The organism is Streptosporangium sp. NBC_01639, from assembly GCF_045209755.1.
In the GTDB taxonomy this organism is placed as follows: Bacteria; Actinomycetota; Actinomycetes; order Streptosporangiales; family Streptosporangiaceae; genus Streptosporangium.
The window spans coordinates 5154383-5174956 of sequence record NZ_CP109272.1 but is presented as its reverse complement, the minus strand read 5'-3'; the positions used below and the strand labels follow the sequence as shown (position 1 = coordinate 5174956).

General features: G+C 68.8%; 23 protein-coding genes. 13 read left to right on the top strand and 10 right to left on the bottom strand.

Annotated elements, in window-relative coordinates:
* Nucleotides 1-11: 11 nt before the first annotated feature.
* The 4 genes from OHA77_RS23655 to OHA77_RS23640 form a co-directional block, all read right to left on the bottom strand.
* On the bottom strand, nucleotides 12-1244 hold the full coding sequence (locus OHA77_RS23655; protein WP_406311684.1) for an RNA polymerase sigma factor: 1233 nt from the start codon (nucleotides 1242-1244) through the stop codon (nucleotides 12-14).
* Nucleotides 1241-1564, bottom strand: a complete 324-nt coding sequence (locus OHA77_RS23650; RefSeq protein ID WP_030922074.1) for a YciI family protein — start codon at nucleotides 1562-1564, stop codon at nucleotides 1241-1243. Before OHA77_RS23650 ends, OHA77_RS23655 begins: the two co-directional genes overlap by 4 nt.
* A gap of 53 nt (nucleotides 1565-1617) precedes the next feature.
* Entirely contained in the window at nucleotides 1618-2226 is a 609-nt protein-coding gene (locus tag OHA77_RS23645) for a dihydrofolate reductase family protein (RefSeq protein ID WP_406311683.1), read from the bottom strand.
* 489 nt (nucleotides 2227-2715) lie between these two features.
* On the bottom strand, nucleotides 2716-2787 hold the full coding sequence (locus tag OHA77_RS23640; protein WP_406319861.1) for a hypothetical protein: 72 nt from the start codon (nucleotides 2785-2787) through the stop codon (nucleotides 2716-2718).
* A gap of 206 nt (nucleotides 2788-2993) precedes the next feature.
* Here OHA77_RS23640 and OHA77_RS23635 point away from each other — a divergent pair, with 206 nt between their 5' ends.
* From OHA77_RS23635 to OHA77_RS23600, 8 genes are all read left to right on the top strand, one after another.
* The gene (locus tag OHA77_RS23635) at nucleotides 2994-3416 is read left to right on the top strand and encodes a hypothetical protein (RefSeq protein ID WP_406311682.1); all 423 of its coding nucleotides are present in this window, start codon (nucleotides 2994-2996) and stop codon (nucleotides 3414-3416) included.
* A gap of 8 nt (nucleotides 3417-3424) precedes the next feature.
* The gene (locus OHA77_RS23630; RefSeq protein WP_406311681.1) at nucleotides 3425-3724 is read left to right on the top strand and encodes an alcohol dehydrogenase catalytic domain-containing protein; all 300 of its coding nucleotides are present in this window, start codon (nucleotides 3425-3427) and stop codon (nucleotides 3722-3724) included.
* 57 nt (nucleotides 3725-3781) lie between these two features.
* On the top strand, nucleotides 3782-4429 hold the full coding sequence (locus OHA77_RS23625; RefSeq protein WP_406311679.1) for a hypothetical protein: 648 nt from the start codon (nucleotides 3782-3784) through the stop codon (nucleotides 4427-4429).
* A gap of 528 nt (nucleotides 4430-4957) precedes the next feature.
* Nucleotides 4958-5986 carry an L-threonine 3-dehydrogenase gene (tdh, locus tag OHA77_RS23620; protein WP_406311678.1) on the top strand — a complete coding sequence of 343 codons (1029 nt, stop codon included), beginning with the start codon at nucleotides 4958-4960 and terminating at the stop codon, nucleotides 5984-5986.
* Entirely contained in the window at nucleotides 5986-7158 is a 1173-nt protein-coding gene (locus tag OHA77_RS23615; protein ID WP_326826090.1) for a glycine C-acetyltransferase, read from the top strand. Before tdh ends, OHA77_RS23615 begins: the two co-directional genes overlap by 1 nt.
* A gap of 200 nt (nucleotides 7159-7358) precedes the next feature.
* Entirely contained in the window at nucleotides 7359-7868 is a 510-nt protein-coding gene (locus OHA77_RS23610) for a MarR family transcriptional regulator (RefSeq protein WP_326826091.1), read from the top strand.
* Nucleotides 7869-8059: 191 nt separating this feature from the next.
* Nucleotides 8060-9436, top strand: a complete 1377-nt coding sequence (locus OHA77_RS23605; RefSeq protein ID WP_406311677.1) for a serine hydrolase domain-containing protein — start codon at nucleotides 8060-8062, stop codon at nucleotides 9434-9436.
* A 173-nt stretch (nucleotides 9437-9609) separates the two neighbouring features.
* Nucleotides 9610-10623 carry a LysR family transcriptional regulator gene (locus OHA77_RS23600; protein ID WP_406311676.1) on the top strand — a complete coding sequence of 338 codons (1014 nt, stop codon included), beginning with the start codon at nucleotides 9610-9612 and terminating at the stop codon, nucleotides 10621-10623.
* A 96-nt stretch (nucleotides 10624-10719) separates the two neighbouring features.
* Here the strand turns inward: OHA77_RS23600 and OHA77_RS23595 are convergent, their stop codons facing one another.
* From OHA77_RS23595 to OHA77_RS23575, 5 genes are all read right to left on the bottom strand, one after another.
* Entirely contained in the window at nucleotides 10720-12093 is a 1374-nt protein-coding gene (locus OHA77_RS23595) for an MFS transporter (protein WP_406319860.1), read from the bottom strand.
* Between the two features lie 178 nt (nucleotides 12094-12271).
* Nucleotides 12272-13078: an SDR family oxidoreductase gene (locus OHA77_RS23590; protein WP_326826094.1), complete on the bottom strand. Its 807-nt coding sequence runs from the start codon at nucleotides 13076-13078 to the stop codon at nucleotides 12272-12274.
* A 191-nt stretch (nucleotides 13079-13269) separates the two neighbouring features.
* On the bottom strand, nucleotides 13270-14508 hold the full coding sequence (locus tag OHA77_RS23585; protein ID WP_326826095.1) for an SGNH/GDSL hydrolase family protein: 1239 nt from the start codon (nucleotides 14506-14508) through the stop codon (nucleotides 13270-13272).
* 156 nt (nucleotides 14509-14664) lie between these two features.
* A complete protein-coding gene (locus OHA77_RS23580) occupies nucleotides 14665-14889 on the bottom strand; it encodes a hypothetical protein (RefSeq protein WP_406311675.1) in 225 nt (74 codons plus the stop codon).
* Between the two features lie 20 nt (nucleotides 14890-14909).
* Nucleotides 14910-15767, bottom strand: a complete 858-nt coding sequence (locus OHA77_RS23575; RefSeq protein ID WP_406311674.1) for an MBL fold metallo-hydrolase — start codon at nucleotides 15765-15767, stop codon at nucleotides 14910-14912.
* Nucleotides 15768-15962: 195 nt separating this feature from the next.
* Here OHA77_RS23575 and OHA77_RS23570 point away from each other — a divergent pair, with 195 nt between their 5' ends.
* From OHA77_RS23570 to OHA77_RS23560, 3 genes are all read left to right on the top strand, one after another.
* On the top strand, nucleotides 15963-16883 hold the full coding sequence (locus tag OHA77_RS23570) for a LysR family transcriptional regulator (protein WP_406311673.1): 921 nt from the start codon (nucleotides 15963-15965) through the stop codon (nucleotides 16881-16883).
* A gap of 17 nt (nucleotides 16884-16900) precedes the next feature.
* Entirely contained in the window at nucleotides 16901-17056 is a 156-nt protein-coding gene (locus tag OHA77_RS23565; RefSeq protein ID WP_406311672.1) for a hypothetical protein, read from the top strand.
* An 82-nt stretch (nucleotides 17057-17138) separates the two neighbouring features.
* Nucleotides 17139-18563, top strand: a complete 1425-nt coding sequence (locus OHA77_RS23560) for an MFS transporter (RefSeq protein WP_406311671.1) — start codon at nucleotides 17139-17141, stop codon at nucleotides 18561-18563.
* A gap of 156 nt (nucleotides 18564-18719) precedes the next feature.
* Here OHA77_RS23560 and OHA77_RS23555 read toward each other — a convergent pair whose 3' ends face one another.
* The gene (locus tag OHA77_RS23555) at nucleotides 18720-19241 is read right to left on the bottom strand and encodes an ATP-binding protein (RefSeq protein WP_406311670.1); all 522 of its coding nucleotides are present in this window, start codon (nucleotides 19239-19241) and stop codon (nucleotides 18720-18722) included.
* 230 nt (nucleotides 19242-19471) lie between these two features.
* Here OHA77_RS23555 and OHA77_RS23550 point away from each other — a divergent pair, with 230 nt between their 5' ends.
* Both OHA77_RS23550 and OHA77_RS23545 read left to right on the top strand, forming a co-directional pair.
* On the top strand, nucleotides 19472-20308 hold the full coding sequence (locus OHA77_RS23550; RefSeq protein WP_406311669.1) for a helix-turn-helix domain-containing protein: 837 nt from the start codon (nucleotides 19472-19474) through the stop codon (nucleotides 20306-20308).
* Entirely contained in the window at nucleotides 20296-20508 is a 213-nt protein-coding gene (locus OHA77_RS23545) for a DUF397 domain-containing protein (protein WP_406311668.1), read from the top strand. The genes OHA77_RS23550 and OHA77_RS23545 overlap by 13 nt, the downstream gene beginning before the upstream one ends.
* Nucleotides 20509-20574: the final 66 nt, after the last annotated feature.

The window sequence follows — 20574 nt, the reverse complement described above, 5'->3', positions numbered from 1 at the left end:
ATCTGTGGGCGCTACCGCAGTTGGTCGCGGCGGCGGGTCAGGTAGGCGGTCTCGGCGGTGTTGCCCGCCAGTTCGATGGCTTTGTCGTAGGCCGCACGTGACTGCCGGCTGTGGCCCTGCCGGCGCAGCAGGTCGGCACGGGTGGCGTGGTAGGCGTGATAGCCGGCCAGCTTGTCCTCAAGACGGTCGACGGCCGCCAATGCCACCCACGGGCCGTCGAGTTCGGCCACGGCGATGGCCCGGTTGAGGGCGATGATCGGCGAGGGGTCGAGGCGGACGAGCTGGTCGTAGAGGGCGAGGACCTGTGACCAGTCGGTGTCGCGGATGTCGCGGGCGGAGGTGTGCACAGCGTTGATCGCGGCGAGGATCTGGTAGCGGCCCGGAGCCGCCCCGGCGGCGGCAGCGGCGAGGCGCTCGCGCACCAGCCGGTGGCCCTCGGCGATCAGGCCTGTGTCCCAGGCCCCACGGTCCTGCTCGGCCAGGGGGACCAGTTCGCCGCCGGCCGAGACCCGGGCGATGCGGCGGGCCTCAGTGAGGAGCATCAGCGCCAGCAGCCCGGCCACCTCGCCGTCGCCCGGCATGAGGGCACGGATCAGGCGGGTGAGCCGGATCGCCTCGGCGGTCAAGCCGTGACGTAGGGGATCGGTGTCGGGGCCGGTCGCCAGGTAGCCTTCGTTGAACACCAGGTACAGCACGGCGAGTACGCCGGACACGCGGGCCGGCAGATCGTCGGCGGCCGGTACCCGATAGGGGATGCGGGCCGCCTTGATCTTGGCTTTCGCGCGGGTGATGCGCCGCTCCATGGCGGTCTCGGCCACCAGGTAGGCGCGGGCGATCTCGGGCACGGTCAGACCGCCGACCATGCGCAGCGTCAGCGCTACGCGAGTCTGCATCGCCAGCGCCGGGTGACAGCAGATGAAGATCAACCGGAGTCGGTCGTCGTCGACGGCGCCGACAGGCTCGGGCGGGTCGTCGTACACCATCTGAGCCTCCTTGTGCTTGTCGTCGCGCTTGTTCTCGCGGCGGATCCGGTCGATGGCCTTGCGGTTGGCGGTGGTGGTCAGCCAGGCGCCGGGGTTGGGCGGTATACCGTCGGCCGGCCACCGCTCGACGGCGGCCGCGAACGCCTCGGCGGCCGCCTCCTCGGCGATGTCGAGGTCACCGAAACGCCTGGTCAGGGCGGCGACCACCCGCGTCCACTCCTCGTGGTGGGCCCGGGTGATCGCCTCCTCGACGTCGCTCACTGGAACGGCCGCACCTCGATCTTCCGATCGCAGACCTTCGACGCCTCGGCGGCGAGCTTGAGCGCCACATCCAGATCGGGGGCCTCCCACACCCAGACGCCGGCGAGGTACTCCTTCGACTCCACGAAAGGCCCGTCGCTGAACACCGCCTGCTCGCCCCGGTTGTCGATGACCGTGGCCGCGTCGGTGTCCGCGAGTCCGCCCGAGAAGACCCAGTAGCCCTCGGCGATCAGTCGTTCGTTGAACGCGCTGATGGCAGGCCGCCTGTCCGTGCTGCCGGGATTGCTCTTGTCATCGATCACGGAAACCAGGTACCGCATCTGAAGATCATCTCCTCTGGTGTCAAGACAGCGTAGTTCGCTGGTCAGGGACTTCAAGCCGTTGCATACCGTGGGCGCCCGGCCGGCCGGTAGACCTGGATCGTCACGCCCTTGGAGTCGACCCGCGACTCGACCAGGTCGAGCGCAAGATCCGGGCCCGCGTCGGGGAACAACCGCGCGCCCTGGCCGACGATCACCGGGATCACAATCAGAGTCATCTCGTCGACCAGATCGTTCTCCAGCAGCCACCGGATGAGGGCGCCACTGCCGTGCACCTGCAGCTCACCGCCGGGCTTGGCCTTCAGCTCACTGATGGCCGCAGCGAGGTCACCGTGGAGAACGGTCGTGTCCTGCCACCGCGGTGCGGTGAGCGTGCTCGAGGCGACGTACTTGGGGGCCTCGTTCAAGGCCACGCCGATGGGATGTGCGCGCATCTGGCCGATCGATCCCCAAGAGCCGGCGAACAGCTCGTAGGTGCGCCGGCCGAACAGGAACGCCTCCGCGCGCTGGTAGGTCTGCGCGATGAACGTCCTGGTCTCGTCGTCGCCCTTCCCCAGGGCCCATCCGCCGCGCTCGAACCCCGTCGGGTGGTCGTCCGTCGGGGCGCCGTTGTTCTGCATCACGCCATCGACGGAGATCTGGGTCATGGTCGTCAGCTTCATATCGCGGTTCCTTTGCCTTGGCGCCGCCCCCTTACGGCGGCCTCACCCCTGCTACGAACACCCCCGCCCCGATCCGACACCGCCTCCCGGACTTCTTCGAAGAAATTTCCGGGACGCCGGTCGTCAGCGATCCGACAGCACGACAGTTTCGCGGCGACTGCGCTCCACCTCGCCGCCGTCGATCAGCCACTGCCATCCAGGCAACTGACCGACACCCCAGCCGGCGCCAGGCCCGGCTACTCGCTTCGCCGTCATCAGGGTCGCGCAGTTCACGAACGACCGGTCGCCCCCGCGGCTCCTGCCAGTTTGGCGGCCCTTAGATGATCAATTCCAAGGGTCAGCGGCTTCGTATGCGGCGAGCGAGCGCATGACGGGTTGGCGGTTTAGTCGCTGCGCGGGTCTGCGGGTAGACCGGTGCGAATCCGGCTGCAAGGAGCAGTTCATTGCGCTCGCGGATCGGCATCTCCAGGGATTCGGCCAGCCGGATGATCATTGATCGGCCGGGGTCGATCGTCCGCTCTCGATGAAACTGACGTGCCGCTGCGTGGTTCCGGCACGCATGGCCAATTCCAGCTGGCTGACGCGCCGCCGAGCGCGCCACTCACGCAACGCTCCGGCGAGCCCGCCCCTGGTCGATTCGCTGATCACCCCTGCTTGTAACCCGATCGGCCGCTGATCCGCGATTCCCTGCAAGGAATTGTCGCGCGACGGCCGGCGCAGCAAGGTCGTTGCCGCACACCGACCATTCGCAACCAAGGGGATCAACCATGGCTGACATTGACATCCACGACCTCACCGACCGCTACGTCGCCGTATGGAACGAACCCGATGCGGAGCGCCGCCGCGCCGCGATTCGCGAGCTGTGGTCCGCCGATGCGGTCCACGTGCTGCAGCCTCCCAAGGAGATCCTGCAGATCGCTGAAGGGCTGGGCTTCGACCGTCTCCTTTTGGAGGCGCGCGGGCACCACGCGTTGGAGTTCCGGGTGACTCGCGCCCACGAGGAGTTCGTCGCGCCAGGCACCTTTGTCTTCCGGTCGCGCGGCAACACCGACCGGCTCCACGACGTTGTCAAGTTCAACTGGGAGATGGCGCCCCGGGACGGGGGTGAGGTCGCCGGCGTCGGGCTGGAGATCCTCATACTCGGCCCCGACGGCCGCATCGTCAGCGACTACCAGTTCATCGAGGGATGACCGCGACGATGGCGATACGCCCATCGATGGTGCGCAGCTACCACGTCACCACCGGCGGCGGTATCGATGGCCTGTCGCTGCGCACGCACGAACCACGCACGCCCGGGGAGGGGGAGGTCGCGGTCGCGGTCCACGCCACCTCACTCAGCTTCCGCGAACTTCTGGTGCTACGGGGGCAGTACGTGCTGCCCGTCAAACCGGACGTCATACCGGTCTCGGACGGTGCCGGCGAGGTCGTCGCCGTTGGGCCGGATGTCCGGCGGGTGCGCCCAGGCGACCGCGTCACCGCCGCACTGTTCCCGCGGTGACTGGACGGCCCGCTGGAACCGGCATACCTGCCGCAACTGGGTGGCTCGCTCGACGGAATGCTGACCGAGCTGGCCATCCTCCCCGAGGACGCGCTCGTGCACATCCCCGACCACCTCTCCTATACCGAGGCGGCAACTCTTCCCTGCGCCGCCGTCACGGCATGGAACGCCCTGACCGGCGACGGCCGCGGAATCCAGCGCGGACAGACCATGCTGGTCACCGGCTCCGGCGGCGTGTCGCTGTTCACGGTGCAGTTCGCCAAACTCCTGGGCGCGAGAGTAATCGCCACGACAAGCCGCGCGGACATCGCAGTGATCGCCACCGCCGGCGCCCTCGCTCTGGCCACGCAGTTCACCATCGACGTCGTGGCTGGACTGCTGTCCGTCGACAACCTGAGCATGAGCCTTCTCACCCGTGAGATCCGTGATACCCCGGGGGTCACTCTCGCGGCCTACGACGTCGGCCCGTACCTCTTCTACATCGGCCAGTTCGCTCTCGTCCAGCTCGCCGTCATGCGCCGGATCAAGGTGTGGACGCCCTTCCTGGTCCTGTGCGACCTCATCATGCCGAACATCGACAAGGACCTCATCCCGCTCGGCGCCATCCTCCTGCTCGTCTCCTTCGCCTCCATCTCCCACCGAGCCACCTCGACCGCCTCCCGTCCGGTTCCCTCGGCCACCGAGCCCATCCCGACCCTGGTATGAGGAAGCGCACTGACCGGCAGGCCACCTGGCCTGCCAGGTTTCGCGGCTGCTACGCCACATGGATTCGCGTCACCGGTAGCCGGGGGTTGAGCTGTGCCCCGATGTTTCGTCCGGACGGCTGTACGCTCCCGCTGCCGGATATGCGGGAAGAGCTGTGCACATCTCCTCGGGCCTCTCCTTGCGAGGCTACAACCATGGCAGGGGGATCGTCGGCGCAGGTCAGCGGACTCACCTGCGCTCTGCTGCGTATGGGCTCCGACTCATCCGCTGGAAGCCCCTGGAGCCGCCATTCCGCAGACGGCCATCCCTGTGACGACCACGAGCTCGATCACACCCGAATTGGCGGCAGCTGATTACGCGAGGTCGCCAGAGTGACACCCCTACGGGAACGCCCGGACCGGGCGCTCGGGCCGGGCGCTCGGGTGGAACGTGAAGCAGCGCTGTGGGCGGGGTTAAGAAAACCGCGATGGACACCTTCAGAGCCGACCGGGCACAGTGCGTAAGGTCGTAGCTGAGGGGGGATCTGTGATGAAAGCGCTGGTCAAGGGGAAGGCCGAGCCAGGCCTGTGGTTGACGGACGTGCCGGAACCGGTCATCGGGCCCGGAGAAGTGCTGATCAGGGTGTTGCGGACCGGGATCTGCGGGACGGATCTGCACATCAGGAATTTCGACGCGTGGGCCCAGCAGACCATCCGGACGCCGCTGATCGTCGGGCACGAGTTCTCCGGCGAGGTCGTCGAGGTGTCACCGGGCGTGGAGGACATCGCGGTCGGTGACCTGGTCAGCGGTGAGGGGCACATCGTCTGCGGGAAGTGCCGCAACTGCATGGCCGGTCGGCGGCACCTGTGCCGCAACACCGTCGGACTGGGCGTGAACCGGGACGGCGCCTTCGCCGAATACGTGACACTCCCGGCCTCCAACGTCTGGGTGCACCGGGTGCCGGTCGACCCCGACATCGCGGCGATCTTCGATCCGTTCGGCAACGCCGTGCACACCGCGCTGGCCTTCCCGATGGTCGGCGAGGACGTGCTGATCAGCGGGGCCGGGCCGATCGGGCTGATGGCCGCCGCGGTGGCCACCCACGTGGGGGCCCGCAACGTGGTCATCACCGACGTCAGCCCCGAACGGCTGGAGCTGGCCCGCAAGCTCGGGGTCACCCTGGCCCTGAACGTCGCCGAGCGGTCCGTCGCGGACGGCCTGCACGACCTGGGCATGCGCGAGGGCTTCGACGTGGGGCTGGAGATGTCCGGACACCCGCAGGCGCTCCGCGACATGATCTCCAACATGACGCACGGCGGGAAGATCGCCATGCTCGGGCTGCCCGCCGAGGAGTTCGCGGTCGACTTCGCCACCATCGTGACCTCGATGATCACTCTCAAGGGCATCTACGGCAGGGAGATGTACGAGACCTGGTACGCCATGTCCGTCCTCCTGGAGAAGGGCCTCGACCTCTCCCCCGTCATCACCGACCGCTTCTCCCACCGCGACTTCGACGCCGCCTTCGACACCGCCGCGAGCGGCAAGACCGGCAAGATCATCATGGATTGGACCGCCTGATGTTCGACAACGTCCGCGCCGACATGCGCGCCACCCTCGACGAGATCGCCTCCGCCGGGCTGCTCAAGCCGGAGCGGGTCATCACCACCCCGCAGAACGCCGGCATCGCCGTCGCCGGCGGCGGCGAGGTGCTGAACTTCTGCGCCAACAACTACCTGGGCCTGGCCGACCACCCCGAGGTGATCGCCGCCGCCAAGGAGTCCCTGGACCGCTGGGGCTTCGGCATGGCGTCGGTCCGCTTCATCTGCGGCACCCAGGAGGTGCACAAGGAGCTGGAGGCGCGGCTGTCGGACTTCCTCGGCCAGGAGGACACGGTCCTGTACGGCTCGTGCTTCGACGCCAACGGCGGGGTGTTCGAGACGCTGCTCGACGACCGCGACGCGGTGATCTCCGACGCGCTCAACCACGCCAGCATCATCGACGGCATCCGGCTGTCCAAGGCCCGCCGCCTGCGCTACGCCAACCGCGACATGGCGGAGCTGGAGGCCCGGCTCAAGGAGTCGGCCGACGCGCGGCGCAGGCTGATCGTCACCGACGGCGTCTTCTCCATGGACGGCTACCTCGCGCCGCTGGGGGAGATCTGCGACCTGGCCGAACGCTACGACGCCATGGTCATGGTGGACGACTCGCACGCGGTCGGCTTCGTCGGACCGAACGGCCGGGGCACCCCCGAGCTGCACGGCGTGATGGACCGCGTCGACATCATCACCGGCACGCTCGGCAAGGCGCTCGGCGGGGCCAGCGGCGGCTACGTGGCGGCCCGCCAGGAGATCTGCGACCTGCTCCGCCAGCGCTCCCGCCCCTACCTGTTCTCCAACTCGCTCGCCCCGATGATCGCCGCCACCTCGCTGCGCATCCTCGACCTGATCAGCGGCCACAGCGACGCCCGGATGCGGCTGCGCGCCAACACCGAGCGGTTCCGCACCCGGATGACCGAGGCCGGGTTCGACATCCTGCCCGGCGACCACCCCATCACCCCGGTGATGATCGGCGACGCCGCCGAGGCCGCCGCGCTGGCCGAGCGCCTGCTGGAGCAGGGCATCTACGTGATCGGCTTCTCCTACCCGGTGGTCCCGCACGGCAAGGCCCGCATCCGGGTCCAGCTCTCGGCCGCGCACTCCACCGAGGACGTGGACCGGGCCGTGGAGGCCTTCATCGCCGCCCGGAAGTGACCCGCCTCGCGGCCGGGGTGGCCGTCCGGAAGTGACCCCGTCTCGTGACCGGGGGGCGACCTCGCCGCTCCCGGAGATGACCCGTGTCCCGGCCGGGGGCGCCCCGCCCCCGGTCGGACGCGATTCCGCACTCATGGATCCATCCCATCTGAAATGACAGAAATTTGTGTTATTTCAGTCATCCATGTAATGTCCTTCATATGGCTTATGAAGTTGAGCTCGCCTTCGCCGACGAGGTCGGCCGTCACTTCGCGCGGCAGAACGACCTGCCGCCGATGACCGGACGGGTGACCGGATGGCTCCTCATCTGCGACCCACCGCAGCAGACCATCGCCGAGCTCAGCGAAGCGCTGCGGGCGAGCCGTAGCGCCATCAGCGGCGCCGTCACCATGCTTGAGGAGTGGTCCTGGATCCAGCGCTCACGCGCCGCCGGTGAACGCGTGGACCGCATCGGCCTCCATCCCGCGATCTGGCTGAGGATGGTGGACAAGCAGGCGGAGTACGCCTCGCTCGGCTCGCTGGCGCAGCACGGACTCGAAGTGCTGGGCGAGGCCCCTTCGGCCCGCCGGGCACGCCTCCTGGAGGTGGCCGCCTTCGCCGACTTCCTCGCCGAACGGATGCCCGCGCTCGCAGCCGAGTGGCGCGCCCGCCGCGACGCCCTGCGCGCCTCGGGCGAACTGCCCGACGGCACCGGGACGGGTTCCTCATAGGGCCTGTTCCGAGGATCTTCCCGGCTGCCTCGACCACCCAGACGGCCCCCGCCCCGTAGCCGATCGAACGTTCCCGGGACGATCCCGCCCACTCAACCGGTGCCCGACGGCACCGGCACCACCGCCATGCCCGGATCCCGTCCATGCCGACCGGTGGACGCGTCGCCCGGAACCCGATGAGGAGAACCTTGATGACTTTCGACTCCGCCCGTTGGCAGGCCCGGCTCGACGGCCTTCGCGCCGCCCACCATGTGCCGGGGGCGACGCTGGCCGTACTGGTGGACGGTGAGATCCACGAGCTGGCCAGCGGCCTGCTGCACCGTGGGACGGGGGTGGAGACGACCACCGACTCGGTGTTCCTGTCCGGTTCGCTGGCCAAGGTCTACACCGCCACCCTGGTGATGCGGCTGGTCGACTCCGGCGACCTGGACCTGGACGCGCCGGTCGTCAGCGTGCTGCCGGAGTTCGCCACCCCCGATGCCGAAGCCACCAAGACGATCACCATCCGGCGACTGCTCAGCCACACCGGCGGGCTGACCTGCGACTTCACCTACGACTCCGGCCGGGGTGACGACTGCCTGGCCAAGTACGTCGAGGCCGCCAGGGAGGTGGCGCTGGACTGCCCGCCCGGGACGGCGATCTCCTACAGCAGCCTCGGATACGTCGTGCTGGGCCGCGTCATCGAGGTGCTGACCGGCAAGACCTGGGACCAGGCGCTGAAGGACATGCTCTTCACCCCGCTCGGGCTGGAGCGCTCGATGACGCTGCCGGAGGAGGCGCTGCGCTTCCGGGTGGCGATGAGCCACCTGGGAGAGCCGGGAGCCGACCCCGACCCGGCCCCGGCCTGGGACCTGATGCCGCGCTCGGCGGGGCCGTACGGCAGGGTCATCATCTCCGCGGGGGACGTCGCCCGGTTCGTCCAGATGCACCTGGACGGCGGCACCGCCCCCGACGGCACCCGTGTGCTGTCCGCCGACGCCGTGGCGGCGATGCAGCGCCGCGAGGTCGACAGCCCGGACAAGTGGACCGTCAGCGCCGACGGCTGGGGCCTGGGCTGGACCCTGTACGACTGGGAGGGCACTCCCGGTTACGGTCACGACGGCAGCGCCGTCGCGCAGCACTCCTACCTGCGCGTCGTCCCGCACGCCGGCGTGGCCGTCGTCCTGCTCGCCAACGGCGGCGGCACCGACCGGCTGTACGCCGACCTGTTCCGGGAACTGCTGGCCGAACTGGCCGGGGTGCGCATGCCGGACGCCTTCGGGCCGCCGGCGGACCCGCCCGTGGTGGACATGGCACCGCTGGTGGGCGTCTACAAGCGCGAGGGCGTCGTCACCACCATCGCCCAGGACGACGACGGCCGCGCGCACATCCGGTACGAGTTCGTCGACGGCATGAAGGACTTCTCCCCGCCGCTGGAGATGGACCTGGTGCCGGTGTCGGAGACGGTGTTCGCCGCCTCCGGCGGTCCCGCCTTCAGCGGGGACCACATCCCCGTCGTCTTCTCCACCCTGAGCGACGGCACCCCGTGCGTGTACATCGGCATGCGCGCCACACCCAAGACCGGCTGAACCCGGTGCCGCCCTGACGTCACCCCGCCCCGCTGTACGGCCCCGACCGGGGTGGGCTGCGTCCGCCCCGACGCGGATATGCCGGCCACCGCACCGTCCCGGCTGGAGGGCTGACCGCCGTACGGTCCCGGGCCCCGTCCCGGTCATGAGACGGCCTCGGTGAGAATGGACGGGTGATAGAGACGCGGCGGCTGAGGACCCTGCGCGCGGTGGCCGACCACCGGACGGTCACCGCAGCCGCCGCCGCGCTCCACCTGACCCCTTCCGCGGTGTCCCAGCAGCTCGTCGCCCTGGAGCACGAGGTGGGCCACCGGCTGCTGGAGCGCGACGGCCGGGGCGTGCGGCTGACCTCCGTCGGCCGTATCCTGCTCGGCCACGCCAACGAGGTGCTCGCCCAGTTGGAGCGGGCCGAGGCCGACATCGCCGCCTACACGACGGGTACGGCGGGCGAGGTGCAGGTGGCCTCCTTCGCCACCGCGATCGGGCTGGTGGTGGCCCCGGCGGTCGGCGCCCTCCGGGGCAAGGAGCCGGGCATCAAGGTGCGGGTCCTGGACGCCGAGGGCGACCAGAGCCTCACCATGGTCCTGGACGGCGCGGTGGACGCCGCCGTGGCCGTGGAGTACCGCGGCGCCCCCGCCGAGGACGACCGGCGGCTGTCACGCATCCCGCTCTACTCCGAGCCGTTCGACGTGGTGCTCCCCGGCGATCACCCCCTCGCGAAGGCCGGGGCGGCCGTGACGGCATGGGCCGGCGGGACGGTCACGACGGGGACCGAGCGGCTGGTCACGGAGGGAGACACCGGGGCGGCTGTGACGGGGAGCGAGGTGGCGGTCGCGGACCTGGCGGGCGAGACGTGGATCGGCCCCTACCCGGGCAACCCCTGCCACGACGTGATCGCGCTGGCCTGCGAGCACGCCGGGTTCACCCCCGCGTTCGCACACTCCTCCGACGACTTCAGCGCGGTGGTCGCGCTGGCCGCCGCCGGAGCGGGCGTGGCGATGGTGCCCCGCCTGGCGCTGCGCGAGACGGACCTGTCGGGTGTGGTGGTCCGCCCGGTCGCGGGCCCGGAGCGCCGGGTCTTCGCCGCCGTACGGCGGGGCGCGGAACGGCACCCGCTCCTCATCCCCCTGCTGGACGCCCTCCAGGATGCCGCGACGACCCTGCGCCAGACCGCCCCGTCGCCGTGACGGGATCACCACATCAAGACCATATTGAACGGCCGCCACGGCGAACCCGCGGTGATGATCTTGCAGATTCCGGAGGATTTCGGCGACGGCCTCGGGCTACGCGGTTCGGCGGCTTGACGTTCCGAGGCGGCGGAAGCCGATCAGGGCGTTGGCCAGTGCGGGCAGCATGATCACAGTGGCGGTTAGGAAAATGGGCATCATCGTATCCGGCAGCGCGGAATGAGTGTCGACGCCGCCCGTGTGTCGAGCGCGGGCGGTGCAGATGGTCACGGCGATGGCAAGGCCGATGGCGGCGCCGATCAGACCGGCGGATTGGATGATGCCCGCGGCGATTCCCATGCTCTTCCTGGGGATCGAGGCCAGCGCCGTTGTCTCACAGGTAATCCAGATGAACGGCAGTCCGGCCCCGGTGAGTACGACACCGGGCAGGAGATCGGTCAGGTAGCCGGTTCCGGGGGCGATGCCGCTGAGCAGGAGCAGGCCCGGGGCGATAAGGACACAACCGAGGAGGTACGGCACGCGGGGGCCGTACCGGTTGAGCAGGCGGCGGCAGGTGCGGCCGAGTATCAGGACCGCACCGACCATGGGCAACAGCGCGAGTCCGGCCGCTTGGGGGCTGAACAGCAGGACCTGTTGGAGGTACAGGCTGCCGATGAAGACCACGGGAGCGGTGGCCGCGGAGACGAACAGCACACCAACGGCACCGGCGACCAGTTCGTGATCTCGGAAGACGGCCGACGGGAGGAGCGGTTGTCGGGAGTAAGCCTGAATGGTCACAAACAGCACGCTCAGGATGAGCGCGGCGGTGAACCCTGCGTAGGTTGCCTGGTTCCAGCCGCGTTCCGGAATGTTGACCAGGGTGTGAACGAGCGCGAACAGGGTGCCGACCAAGGCCAGCGTGCCCGGCACGTCGACGCCTCCGACTCGGGCTCGGCGGTCGTCGGCGGGTAGCAGCTTGAGGGCGCAGAGCAGTGCCGGCGCGATGACGGGGAGATTGAGATAGAACGCCCAGCGCCAGTGCAGGTGGTTGACAACGAGTCCGCCGAGCAGAACGCCGGATACCGAGCCTGCTCCGCCGATCGTGGCCCAGAGGGTCAGCGCCCGGGTCCGCTCGGCGGGCGTGGCTACGGTGGTCATCACCATGGCCATCGCAGCGGGGACCAGCAACGCTGCCGCGCCGGCCTGTACGGCTCTGGCCAAGATCAGTGTTGTGCCCGTCGGGGAGGCGCCACAGGTGGCGGTTGCCAGCGCGAACACGGCGAGGGACCCGAGCAGCAGCCGCCGGGCGCCGAGGAGGTCCACGAACCGTCCGGCCGGAATCTGCAGTACTCCGAGCAGCAGTACATAGATGTTGGTCACCCAGTGCACATCGGTCACGCTCAGGGACAGGTCATGTTGGAGATCGGGGAGGGCCAGCGCGACGATTCCCGCGTCGGCGTTGGCCAGGAACGGCGCCAGCGCCAGAAGCACGATCAAGAGTCGTTGGCGGGCACCGGACCGGCCGTGCGCGAGGGCCGATGGCGGGCATGGCGGGATAACGGTAGCCACAGTGATCCAGGGGTTGATGGGCTGTGCGGGCGGATGGGATCCCGAGGAACGTGATGGGGCCTCCGCGCCTTGGAGGCCCCATCACGTCATCTGCTACGGGTCACAACTCCTTGAGGAATCCGGCATCCACCGAGAATTCGGCACCGGTCGTACTGGCTGAGCGCGGCGAGACCAGCAGGGCCACCACGTCCGCGACCTCCTGCGGGTCAACGAGACGTCCAGTGGTGAGGTTCATCATCTCCGGCGCGATCTGGTCCAGGACGGCGTCCCGGTCCGCTCCGGCTTGGGCGGCGATGATGTCGGCCGCACCGCCCTCCTCGGTCCACCAGGCGGTGCGGACGGGGCCGGGGGAGACGGTGTTGACGCGAATGCCCTGCGGGCCGTACTCCTCCGACAGCGCCTTGGTGAGGTTGGTCAGTCCGGCCTTGGCCGCGTTGTAGTCGACGTTCATCGGGGCCGGTCGCCGCGCGTTGCCCGAGGAGATGTTGACGATCGCGCCGCCGCCCCTCGCAAGCATGAGCGGGATCGCGGCCCGGATCGCGCGGACGGCCGAAAACAGGTTGAACTCGAACATCGCACGCCAGTCCTCATCGGTCGGCGTCAGGAACCCGAAGCGGGGAAGCTGCGCCCCGGGCGGCGGGCCGCCTGCGTTGTTGACCAGGATGTCCAGCCCGCCGAACGCCTCGGCGGCGCGGGCGACCGCTAGGCCGGGACCCTCGGGGTCGGTGAGGTCGACTGACGCATGGACGAGATTCGGGCCGGTCAGCCCGTCGAGTTCGGGACTGGTGCGGCGCGAGACGGCCACCACCTTGGCACCCTCCTGCAAAAACGTACGGGTAGTGGCCAAGCCCACCCCCTTGGAGGCACCGGTGACGACTGCGATACGGCCGGACAGCTGAAAATCCATGATCGTTCTCCTGTGGATCGGTTAATTTAACGGGAAATAAGTCCCGTTAGATGAAGATAGCACGGCTCTTGCATTAATGAAACTTTTGACCCATTTGCTGGCTGTGAGCAGCTGTCAGGTGTGACGGTCAGGTGGTGTCGCCGACGGGTTTCCGCCGTCCCGACCTCTGGCGACGCCTGCCCGCCTGCGCGTTATGGCAGGTCGACGGCCTCGGCCATGACCTGGTAGCCACGGTCGTTCGGGTGCAGGTGGTCGCCGCTGTCGTAGATGGGGTTGAGCTGGTCGGCGTCGCCCGGAGCGGCCAGGCGCCGGTCGAAGTCGAGCACGGCATCGTATGCGCCCGACGTCCGGATCCACTGGTTGAGCGCGTCGCGGGTCTGCTCGCCCTGCTCGGTGAAGTACTGCGAGTCCTTGTACGGCAGGAGCGTCGCGCCGATGGCCTCGATGCCCTTGGCGTGCGCACGCCGGATGATCTCGCGGTGCGCGGCGATGAGCTGCTGGGCCGAGATCCGGGGGTTGGGCGCGGCGGTGGGATCGGTCCAGTCGGCGAAGCCGATGTCGTTGATGCCCTGCAGGACGATCAGCGTGCCGACTCCGGGCTTGGACAGCGCGTCGCGCTGCAGCCGGGCCAGGGCCGGTTCGCCGTACCAGGCCGAGTCGTTGAGCAGGCGATTGCCGCCGATCCCGGCGTTGAGCACCGGCCGGGGCCGGCCGGCCTCGCGCAGGTGCTCGGCCAGCTCGTCGGGGTAGCGGTTGTCGGAGTCGGTGGTGGAGCCGAAGCCGTCGGTGATCGAGTCGCCCAGGGTCACCACCGCCTCCCTGCGCGGTGTGCCGCCGCCGGAGACCTCGACGTCAGTGAGGTAGTACCAGCTCTGGGTCTTCCCGGTGAACGCCGCGGCGCCGAGGTCATCGAGGTGGTCGCCGCTGGTGCGGTACGTGGTCGCGTACCCCTGGGCGTGGAAGGTGGCCGGTCCGGTCCGCTCGGGAAGATACAGCGTGATCGTCACCGATTCCAGCGGCCCCACCCGCAGCCGGGCCACGTCGCTGGCGAGCCCGCCGCCGGGCGCGATCGTCACCGACCGGCTGCCGCCGAACGTCAACGGCCGCACCGACCCGGGTCGCAGGCCGGCGCCCTGGCCGGTCCTGGCGATGGTGGCACCCGCGATCTTCAGCGGGGCGGAGCCGTACTGGTTGGACAGCCGGACGCGGAGCGTCGTGCCCGCGGCGGTGAGGCGGACCACCTGCCGCAGGGTGTGTCCTTCGAATCCCTCCTGCGACCAGTTGGGGGCGAATCCGGTGCTCGGCCGCTGAGGTGAGGCCGACCAGGAACCCGTCCAGGAGGTGCGTTCCGCGGCGGCCGCGGCGGGGACGGCGGCGGGGACGGCGGCCACCGTCAGGGACAGCGCCAGGGCGGCGAAGAGGCGTTTCATGTCATGTCTCCTTGATGTTCAGTCGGCGATGGGCGGGTTGAGTCGGGCGAAACCCTCCTGCCGCCGGTAGGGGTAGTAGGGGCAGTGGGCGGGCCGCAGGCTCGCCGCGTCGAGCCGGGCGATCTGTTCGGGGGCGAGAATCCAGCCGAGCGGGCTTCACACGAGCGCGCCGACGCCCTGGTCCAGACCGAGCGGCATCAGCTCCCACTCGTAATCCCGGCCCACGAGCGAGTAGTAGACCTGGTGTGCGACGTAACGCGGCTGGCCGTAGCGCTCCGCGACCGCCGGCGACTTCATGAGCTGCCAGCCGGAGAAGTCGGAGACGCCGAAGCTCAGCGCGGGGACCTTGAGCCCGGACGCGCCCGGTTGTCGGTATTCCATGAGGTGGCTCTCTCTGTGTTTCATGGTTGTGGTTGCCAGCTGGCACCGTCGGCGTCCTGGCGTACGCGGCCGAAAACCACGTCGGCGAAGTGCACACCGAAGCCGAGGGTGTCGGGCCGCTGGAGCTCGGCCAGCAGCCAGGAGCGCTGGCGGGCCGAGGCGGCGGGGTCATGATCGGCGGCGGCGGACCACGCCGGGTGGCGTACCTGGATGGGAGAGTGCAACGCGTCGCCGAAGGCGATCAGCCGCTGCCGGCCCGCGGTGATCGTGAAGGCGGTGTGCCCCGTCGTGTGGCCGGGCACCGCCAGCACGTGCACGCCCGGGAAGATCTCCTCCCCTTCGCGTATAAGCCGCAGCCGCAATGTGATGGCGGCCAGCATCCGCGTGGTGACGCCGTGCGCGGCTGCCAGGTGGCGGTCGGTCCATTCCAGCTCGGTCACCAGGAAGTCGGCGCCGGTGAAAACCACCGGGTCGACGCAGGCCCAGCCGAGGTGGTCGGTGTGCAGGTGAGTGAACGCCACCGCCTCGATCTCGCCGGGTGCGCGACCGATCCTTTCCAGGTTGTCCAGCAGGGCACCACCGTGGATGGCACCGATCAGCGGATGATCGGGATCTTCCGGTACGGCCCGCGGCCCGAACCCCGCGTCGATGAGCAGGGCCCGCCTGCCGTACTCCACCAGCAGCCCGCCGATGCCCGCCACCAGATGGCCGGTGTCGTTGAGATATTCGGCGTGCTCCGCCCAATCCCGTCCGGTGGCGGCCGGCAGCCAGCCGCGCGGCCTGAGCTGCACCACCCCGTCGGGCACGTAGCTGACCTTCAGCTCGCCGAGCTGGAGCGACCGGATCCCCGACGGCCGGCGTAGCCGCCTGTCGCTCATGAGGGTGCCGCCTTGCCGAACGGCGGCTGCTGCTCGGGTGCAGTGGGGCGCGCCGCCGAAATGTCGATCGCTTCTGTCATAGCGGTGTTCCTCGATCTGTGCTCACCGATCCACCGTCGAGGAATCGGACGTATAGCAACAAGGCTGATATATGGAACAATCCATTAGTAAAGGTCATCGTTCGAGGTGGATGGCATGGAACGGCACGAGATCGAAATCTTCCTGACGCTGGCCGAGGAACTGCATTTCGGGCGCACGGCAGAGCGCGCCGGGGTGTCGCAGAGCAGGGTCAGCCAGACGCTTGCCAAGCTGGAGCGCCGCATCGGGGTGAAGCTGTTCGAACGCAACAGTCGCCGGGTGGCCCTGACCACGATCGGTGAACAGTTGCGTGCGGGAATCGAACCCGCTCACCGGCGCATCCAGGAGGAGGTCGCCAGGGCGACGGCGGCTGGACGCGGCATCACCGGAATGCTGCGGGTCGGCTTCTCCGGAGCCTTCACCGGCGACCTCATCCTTCAGGTCGCCGACGTCTTCTCGGCTCGCCACCCCGGCACCGAACTGCAGATCCAGCAGGTGCAGATGTCCGATCCCTACGGGCCCCTGCGATCCGGCGACGTCGATCTTCAGGTCACCGAGCTTCCGATGGACGAACCCGACCTCACCGTCGGGCCCGTCCTGATCTCCCAACCTCGTGCGTTGCTCCTGCCGTCCGCACACTCCTTCGCCCGCCATGCGTCGGTCAGTCTGGAAGACCTGGCCGAGATGACCCTGCTGACCGTCGCCGGAAGTGTCCCCGCCCAGTGGCGAGAGCATCACTTCCCGCGCCAGACCCCCACCGGCAGACCCATCCCGCAGGGCCAGGCCATCGTCCACTGGGAGGATGTGCTGTCGCTCGTGCTCGCAGGCAAGGGCGTCTGCCCGGTCGCAGCCGCCGGAGCGCGCTACTACAGCCGTCCGGGACTCGCCTTCGTACCCTTCCGCGACGCCTCGCCCATCGAGTACGCACTTGTGTGGCCGAGCGCCCGCGAAACCGCCCGAGTGCGCGCCTTCGCGCAGATCTCCCGCGAATTCACCGAAAGCCGCGGCGGTTCTTCCGCGGTCCTCGACCTGATCTGAACCTCAAGCCTGAGCTGATGGGATTCGGGCTTCGTTATCCGGCCGCCTCCGCGCCGCTGTACTACCGCACGGTCGTCAGCCGGGAGCCGATCGACTCCCACACCGCCGCGCAGGCCGTCGCCGTGGCGCTCGCCGCAGTCCGAGCCGGTGCCTTCATCGATAACCGTGGCTGATCGATCCTTACGCCCTTCATCCTTGTTCCGGACATGCATCTGATCGACCTTTGGGAGGTCCCAAAAAAACGAAGGGTTGAACATGACCATGCTCCAAGACAGGGCCGCGCGGCAGTCGCCTGCCCGGCCATCGATGAGCGGACGGCAGAAGCTGGTCCTCGTACTGCTGCTCGGCTCCCAGTTCATGCTTGCCATCGATTTCTCCATTCTCAACGTGGCTCTCCCCGTGATCGGCGACGGGCTCGGATTCAAGCTGGCGAACCTGCAGTGGATCGCCACCGCGTTCGCGCTGTGCGCGGCCGGATTCACGCTGCTGTTCGGCCGGGTCGCCGATCTGTTCGGCCGGCGCAGGCTGTTCCTGGCCGGGATGGCGCTGCTCGGCCTCTCCTCGTTGGCAGGCGGGCTTGCGGTCAATCCGACGATGCTGCTGGTGGCGCGGGTTGCCCAAGGGCTGGCGACCGCGATGGTCACCCCGGCGGGCCTGGCGCTGCTGACCACATCCTTCTCCGAAGGACCTCTCCGGGACAGGGCTCTCGGGCTCAACGGGGCGCTCATGTCGGCCGGATTCACCACCGGCGCGATTCTCGGTGGGCTGCTGACCGACATGCTGAGCTGGCGCTGGGCGTTCTTCATCAACGTTCCCATAGCTGCGGCCGCCCTGGCGGCCGCCCCGGCACTGATCGCTGAAAGCCGCCCGGCGACACACACGCGGATGGACCTGCCCGGCGCGGTGAGCGTCACCGGCGGGCTCCTCGCGCTGGTCTACGGCCTCACCAATGCCGCCGAACACGGCTGGGTCGACCCGATGACGCTCGGATCGCTGGTGGTCGCGGTGCTGCTGCTGGTGGCGTTCTGGTTCGTCGAGAAGCGGGCCGCCGCGCCTCTGGTGCCGCTTTCCGTTCTCAAGCGGTCCACCGTCAGTTGGGGGAACCTGGCCGGGCTCATCGCCTTCCTCACCGAGACCTCATTGGTCTTCCTCCTGACCCTCTACCTGCAGACCGTGCTCGGCTACTCGGCTCTCGCCACCGGGCTGGCATTCGGCGTGCTCGGCCTCGGCACGGTCGTCGGCGGCGTCGTGGCCCCCCGAATCCTGGCCAGGAGCGACTTCCGGACGGTCCTGACCGCAGGATTCGGCATCCAAGCCGCTGCCACCGCCTCGCTGTTCCTGCTGGGCGACGACCGTAGCTCCCTCGCCCTGCTCCTGGTGGCGACCTTCGTCGGCGGCTTCGGCAACATGCTGGCCATCGTCGGATTCATGGTGGCGGCGACCTCAGGGCTGCCCGACAGCGAGCAGGGCTTGGCCACCGGCCTGGCCACCATGACCCAGCAGCTCGGAATCACCATGGGCATCCCTATCATGAGCGCGATCGCCACCGCCGGGATGTCCGGTGGCGGCTCCGTGCTCGACGGCGTGAATGCGGCCATCCTGGTCAACGCGGCACTCGTGCTGGCCGGTGGAGTCCTGACCTGGATCTTCCTACGGCGGCAGGCGAACCTCCCGACCTGACGTTGCACCGAGGGGAGGCCCCCGGCAGGGCGCTTCAGCGGGGGAGCGGGAGCGAGCACGTGTCGGGGGTCGCGGGGGCGACGAGCACGTGCCGTGGTTTCCCGCCGGGGGCCGGTCTGTACGGCTCCCGCATCGGGCGGGGCCGTGTCGGTCACCTCAGTCCGGCCGGGCGAGAGAGCCGTCCCAGCCAGAGCGAGGGATTCGGCCGGGCCGGGTGAGGAGGTCGGGCGTGGCCGGGAGAGGGTCTTCGGGAGACGGCGGGCGGGCGGGGATCTCACACCAGACGGTCCGGCCGAGGCCCGGCCCGTGCGAGCGGTATCCCCAGTTCCCGTCGGAAACGAGGCTGACGATCGCCAGTCCCCGGCCGCTCTCGGCGAGGTCGGACACCGGTTCCACCGGGATGCGGGGCTCCGTGGTGGTCCAGCCTCTGTCCGCGACCTCCACCCGGAGCGTGCCGCCGTCCGTCACCGTCAGCCGTACGGCCAGCGGGTCGACGGGATGACCGATCCCGTGGGAGGCGTGCCGGACGGCGTTGGTCACCAATTCGGATACGGCCAGCCGCGTGTTCTCGTATGCGGGATGGCTCTCCCCGAGCCATTCGCGGACCTCGTCACGCGCCTGCGAAACCGATTCGGGATTACTGGGCAGACATATCTCTCTCAGAGTCGCCGGATTCACCGAATTGCCCCTCCCTGATTAATCCGGCCGGCCTGTTCTCCGCCTGGGTCATTGACCGTGTCCCCACTGCGGCTCCGGCTTGGTCCTTGAACGGTCCCAAAAAATGGAGCGCCGAGGTGGCCGATCGACGTCCACCATGTGTTCACAATGGTGTGAACACACTGGCGCCGCCGTACGGATCCCCAGGACAATGGCGGAAACACCCCTCGAAAAGGCGAGAGGAGCTCCGAATGACCGTCCCCCCGGAACCGGATTCGTATCTGTCCACGCGTATTCAATTCGGTATTGAACTACGCAAATTCCGACTTTTGTCGGGATTCACTCAGAGAAAGCTCGGCGCGGCGATCCACCTCTCCGTCAGCCAGCTCAGCATGCTGGAGAACGGCCACCGGGCACCCAGCAGGGAGCTGGCCCACCGGGTGGACGACGTCCTCGGCCTGGGGACGGTGCTGGTGGATCTGCTGGACCGGCTGAACCGCACGGCATCGCAGCTCCCCCGCTGGTTCCGGCCCTGGCTGGAGTTCGAACGCGAAGCGGAGATCCTCCACATGTGGGAACTATCGATGGTTCCCGGCCTCATACAAGTGGAGGGATACGCACGAGCCTTGATCGGCAACGAACCAGGTGTCACCCGCGAACAGGCGGACGAGCGTGTAACGGCCCGTCTGGAACGGCAGGGAATTCTCAAGAGGCCCAAGCCGCCCACGATGTGGGTAGTGCTGGATGAAAGCGTTCTACACAGACCTGTAGGAAGTCCAGAAGTGATGAAGTGCCAGCTTCAGCATCTCCTGGAGATTGAAGAAAACCCATACATGTCACTTCAGGTGCTCCCCCACGCGGCTTACAGCACCGTGGGCTTACTCGGAGGGTTCGTCGTCGCGGACATGCCGGGAGGGAGACCTCCGGTGGCCTACATCGACTCTCAGAGCACAGGGGACCGGGTAAGCGAGCGGATCGACGAGGTAAAAGAGCTAGCATTCAGGCACGGTGTAATCCGGGCGGATGCCCTGTCCCGGCGCGAGTCACTCAGCATGATCAAGGAGACGATGCGGAGATGGACGGCCTGACTCAGGAACTCCACAACGCCCAGTGGCGCAAATCCACCCTCTCCGGTGGAGACGGAAGCAACTGCGTCGAGATCGCGGCGCTCTCCGGTGGCCGTCGGGCCGTACGCGACAGCAAGGACCCGAGCGGCCCTGCCCTCGTCCTCACCCCCGGCCAGTGGACCACCTTCGTCACCGGCGTCAGGAACGGCGACTTCGACTGAGCCGCGACGTTCCCGCAGATGTTCACGGGAGAAGCCCTCCGGCCACGTCCCCGGAGGGCTTCTCCC

Bases quoted from the DNA above. Each gene is read 5' to 3' on its own strand.
- OHA77_RS23605 (WP_406311677.1), top strand. From the start codon at position 8,060: ATGACTTTCGACTCCGCCCGTTGGCAGGCCCGGCTCGACGGCCTTCGC.
- OHA77_RS23580 (WP_406311675.1), bottom strand. From the start codon at position 14,889: ATGGAATACCGACAACCGGGCGCGTCCGGGCTCAAGGTCCCCGCGCTG.
- OHA77_RS23645 (WP_406311683.1), bottom strand. From the start codon at position 2,226: ATGAAGCTGACGACCATGACCCAGATCTCCGTCGATGGCGTGATGCAG.
- OHA77_RS23575 (WP_406311674.1), bottom strand. From the start codon at position 15,767: ATGAGCGACAGGCGGCTACGCCGGCCGTCGGGGATCCGGTCGCTCCAG.
- tdh (WP_406311678.1), top strand. From the start codon at position 4,958: ATGAAAGCGCTGGTCAAGGGGAAGGCCGAGCCAGGCCTGTGGTTGACG.
- OHA77_RS23610 (WP_326826091.1), top strand. From the start codon at position 7,359: ATGGCTTATGAAGTTGAGCTCGCCTTCGCCGACGAGGTCGGCCGTCAC.
- OHA77_RS23615 (WP_326826090.1), top strand. From the start codon at position 5,986: ATGTTCGACAACGTCCGCGCCGACATGCGCGCCACCCTCGACGAGATC.
- OHA77_RS23590 (WP_326826094.1), bottom strand. From the start codon at position 13,078: ATGGATTTTCAGCTGTCCGGCCGTATCGCAGTCGTCACCGGTGCCTCC.
- OHA77_RS23570 (WP_406311673.1), top strand. From the start codon at position 15,963: ATGGAACGGCACGAGATCGAAATCTTCCTGACGCTGGCCGAGGAACTG.
- OHA77_RS23585 (WP_326826095.1), bottom strand. From the start codon at position 14,508: ATGAAACGCCTCTTCGCCGCCCTGGCGCTGTCCCTGACGGTGGCCGCC.
- OHA77_RS23550 (WP_406311669.1), top strand. From the start codon at position 19,472: ATGACCGTCCCCCCGGAACCGGATTCGTATCTGTCCACGCGTATTCAA.
- OHA77_RS23625 (WP_406311679.1), top strand. From the start codon at position 3,782: ATGCTGACCGAGCTGGCCATCCTCCCCGAGGACGCGCTCGTGCACATC.
- OHA77_RS23560 (WP_406311671.1), top strand. From the start codon at position 17,139: ATGACCATGCTCCAAGACAGGGCCGCGCGGCAGTCGCCTGCCCGGCCA.
- OHA77_RS23565 (WP_406311672.1), top strand. From the start codon at position 16,901: ATGGGATTCGGGCTTCGTTATCCGGCCGCCTCCGCGCCGCTGTACTAC.
- OHA77_RS23545 (WP_406311668.1), top strand. From the start codon at position 20,296: ATGGACGGCCTGACTCAGGAACTCCACAACGCCCAGTGGCGCAAATCC.
- OHA77_RS23630 (WP_406311681.1), top strand. From the start codon at position 3,425: ATGGCGATACGCCCATCGATGGTGCGCAGCTACCACGTCACCACCGGC.
- OHA77_RS23650 (WP_030922074.1), bottom strand. From the start codon at position 1,564: ATGCGGTACCTGGTTTCCGTGATCGATGACAAGAGCAATCCCGGCAGC.
- OHA77_RS23635 (WP_406311682.1), top strand. From the start codon at position 2,994: ATGGCTGACATTGACATCCACGACCTCACCGACCGCTACGTCGCCGTA.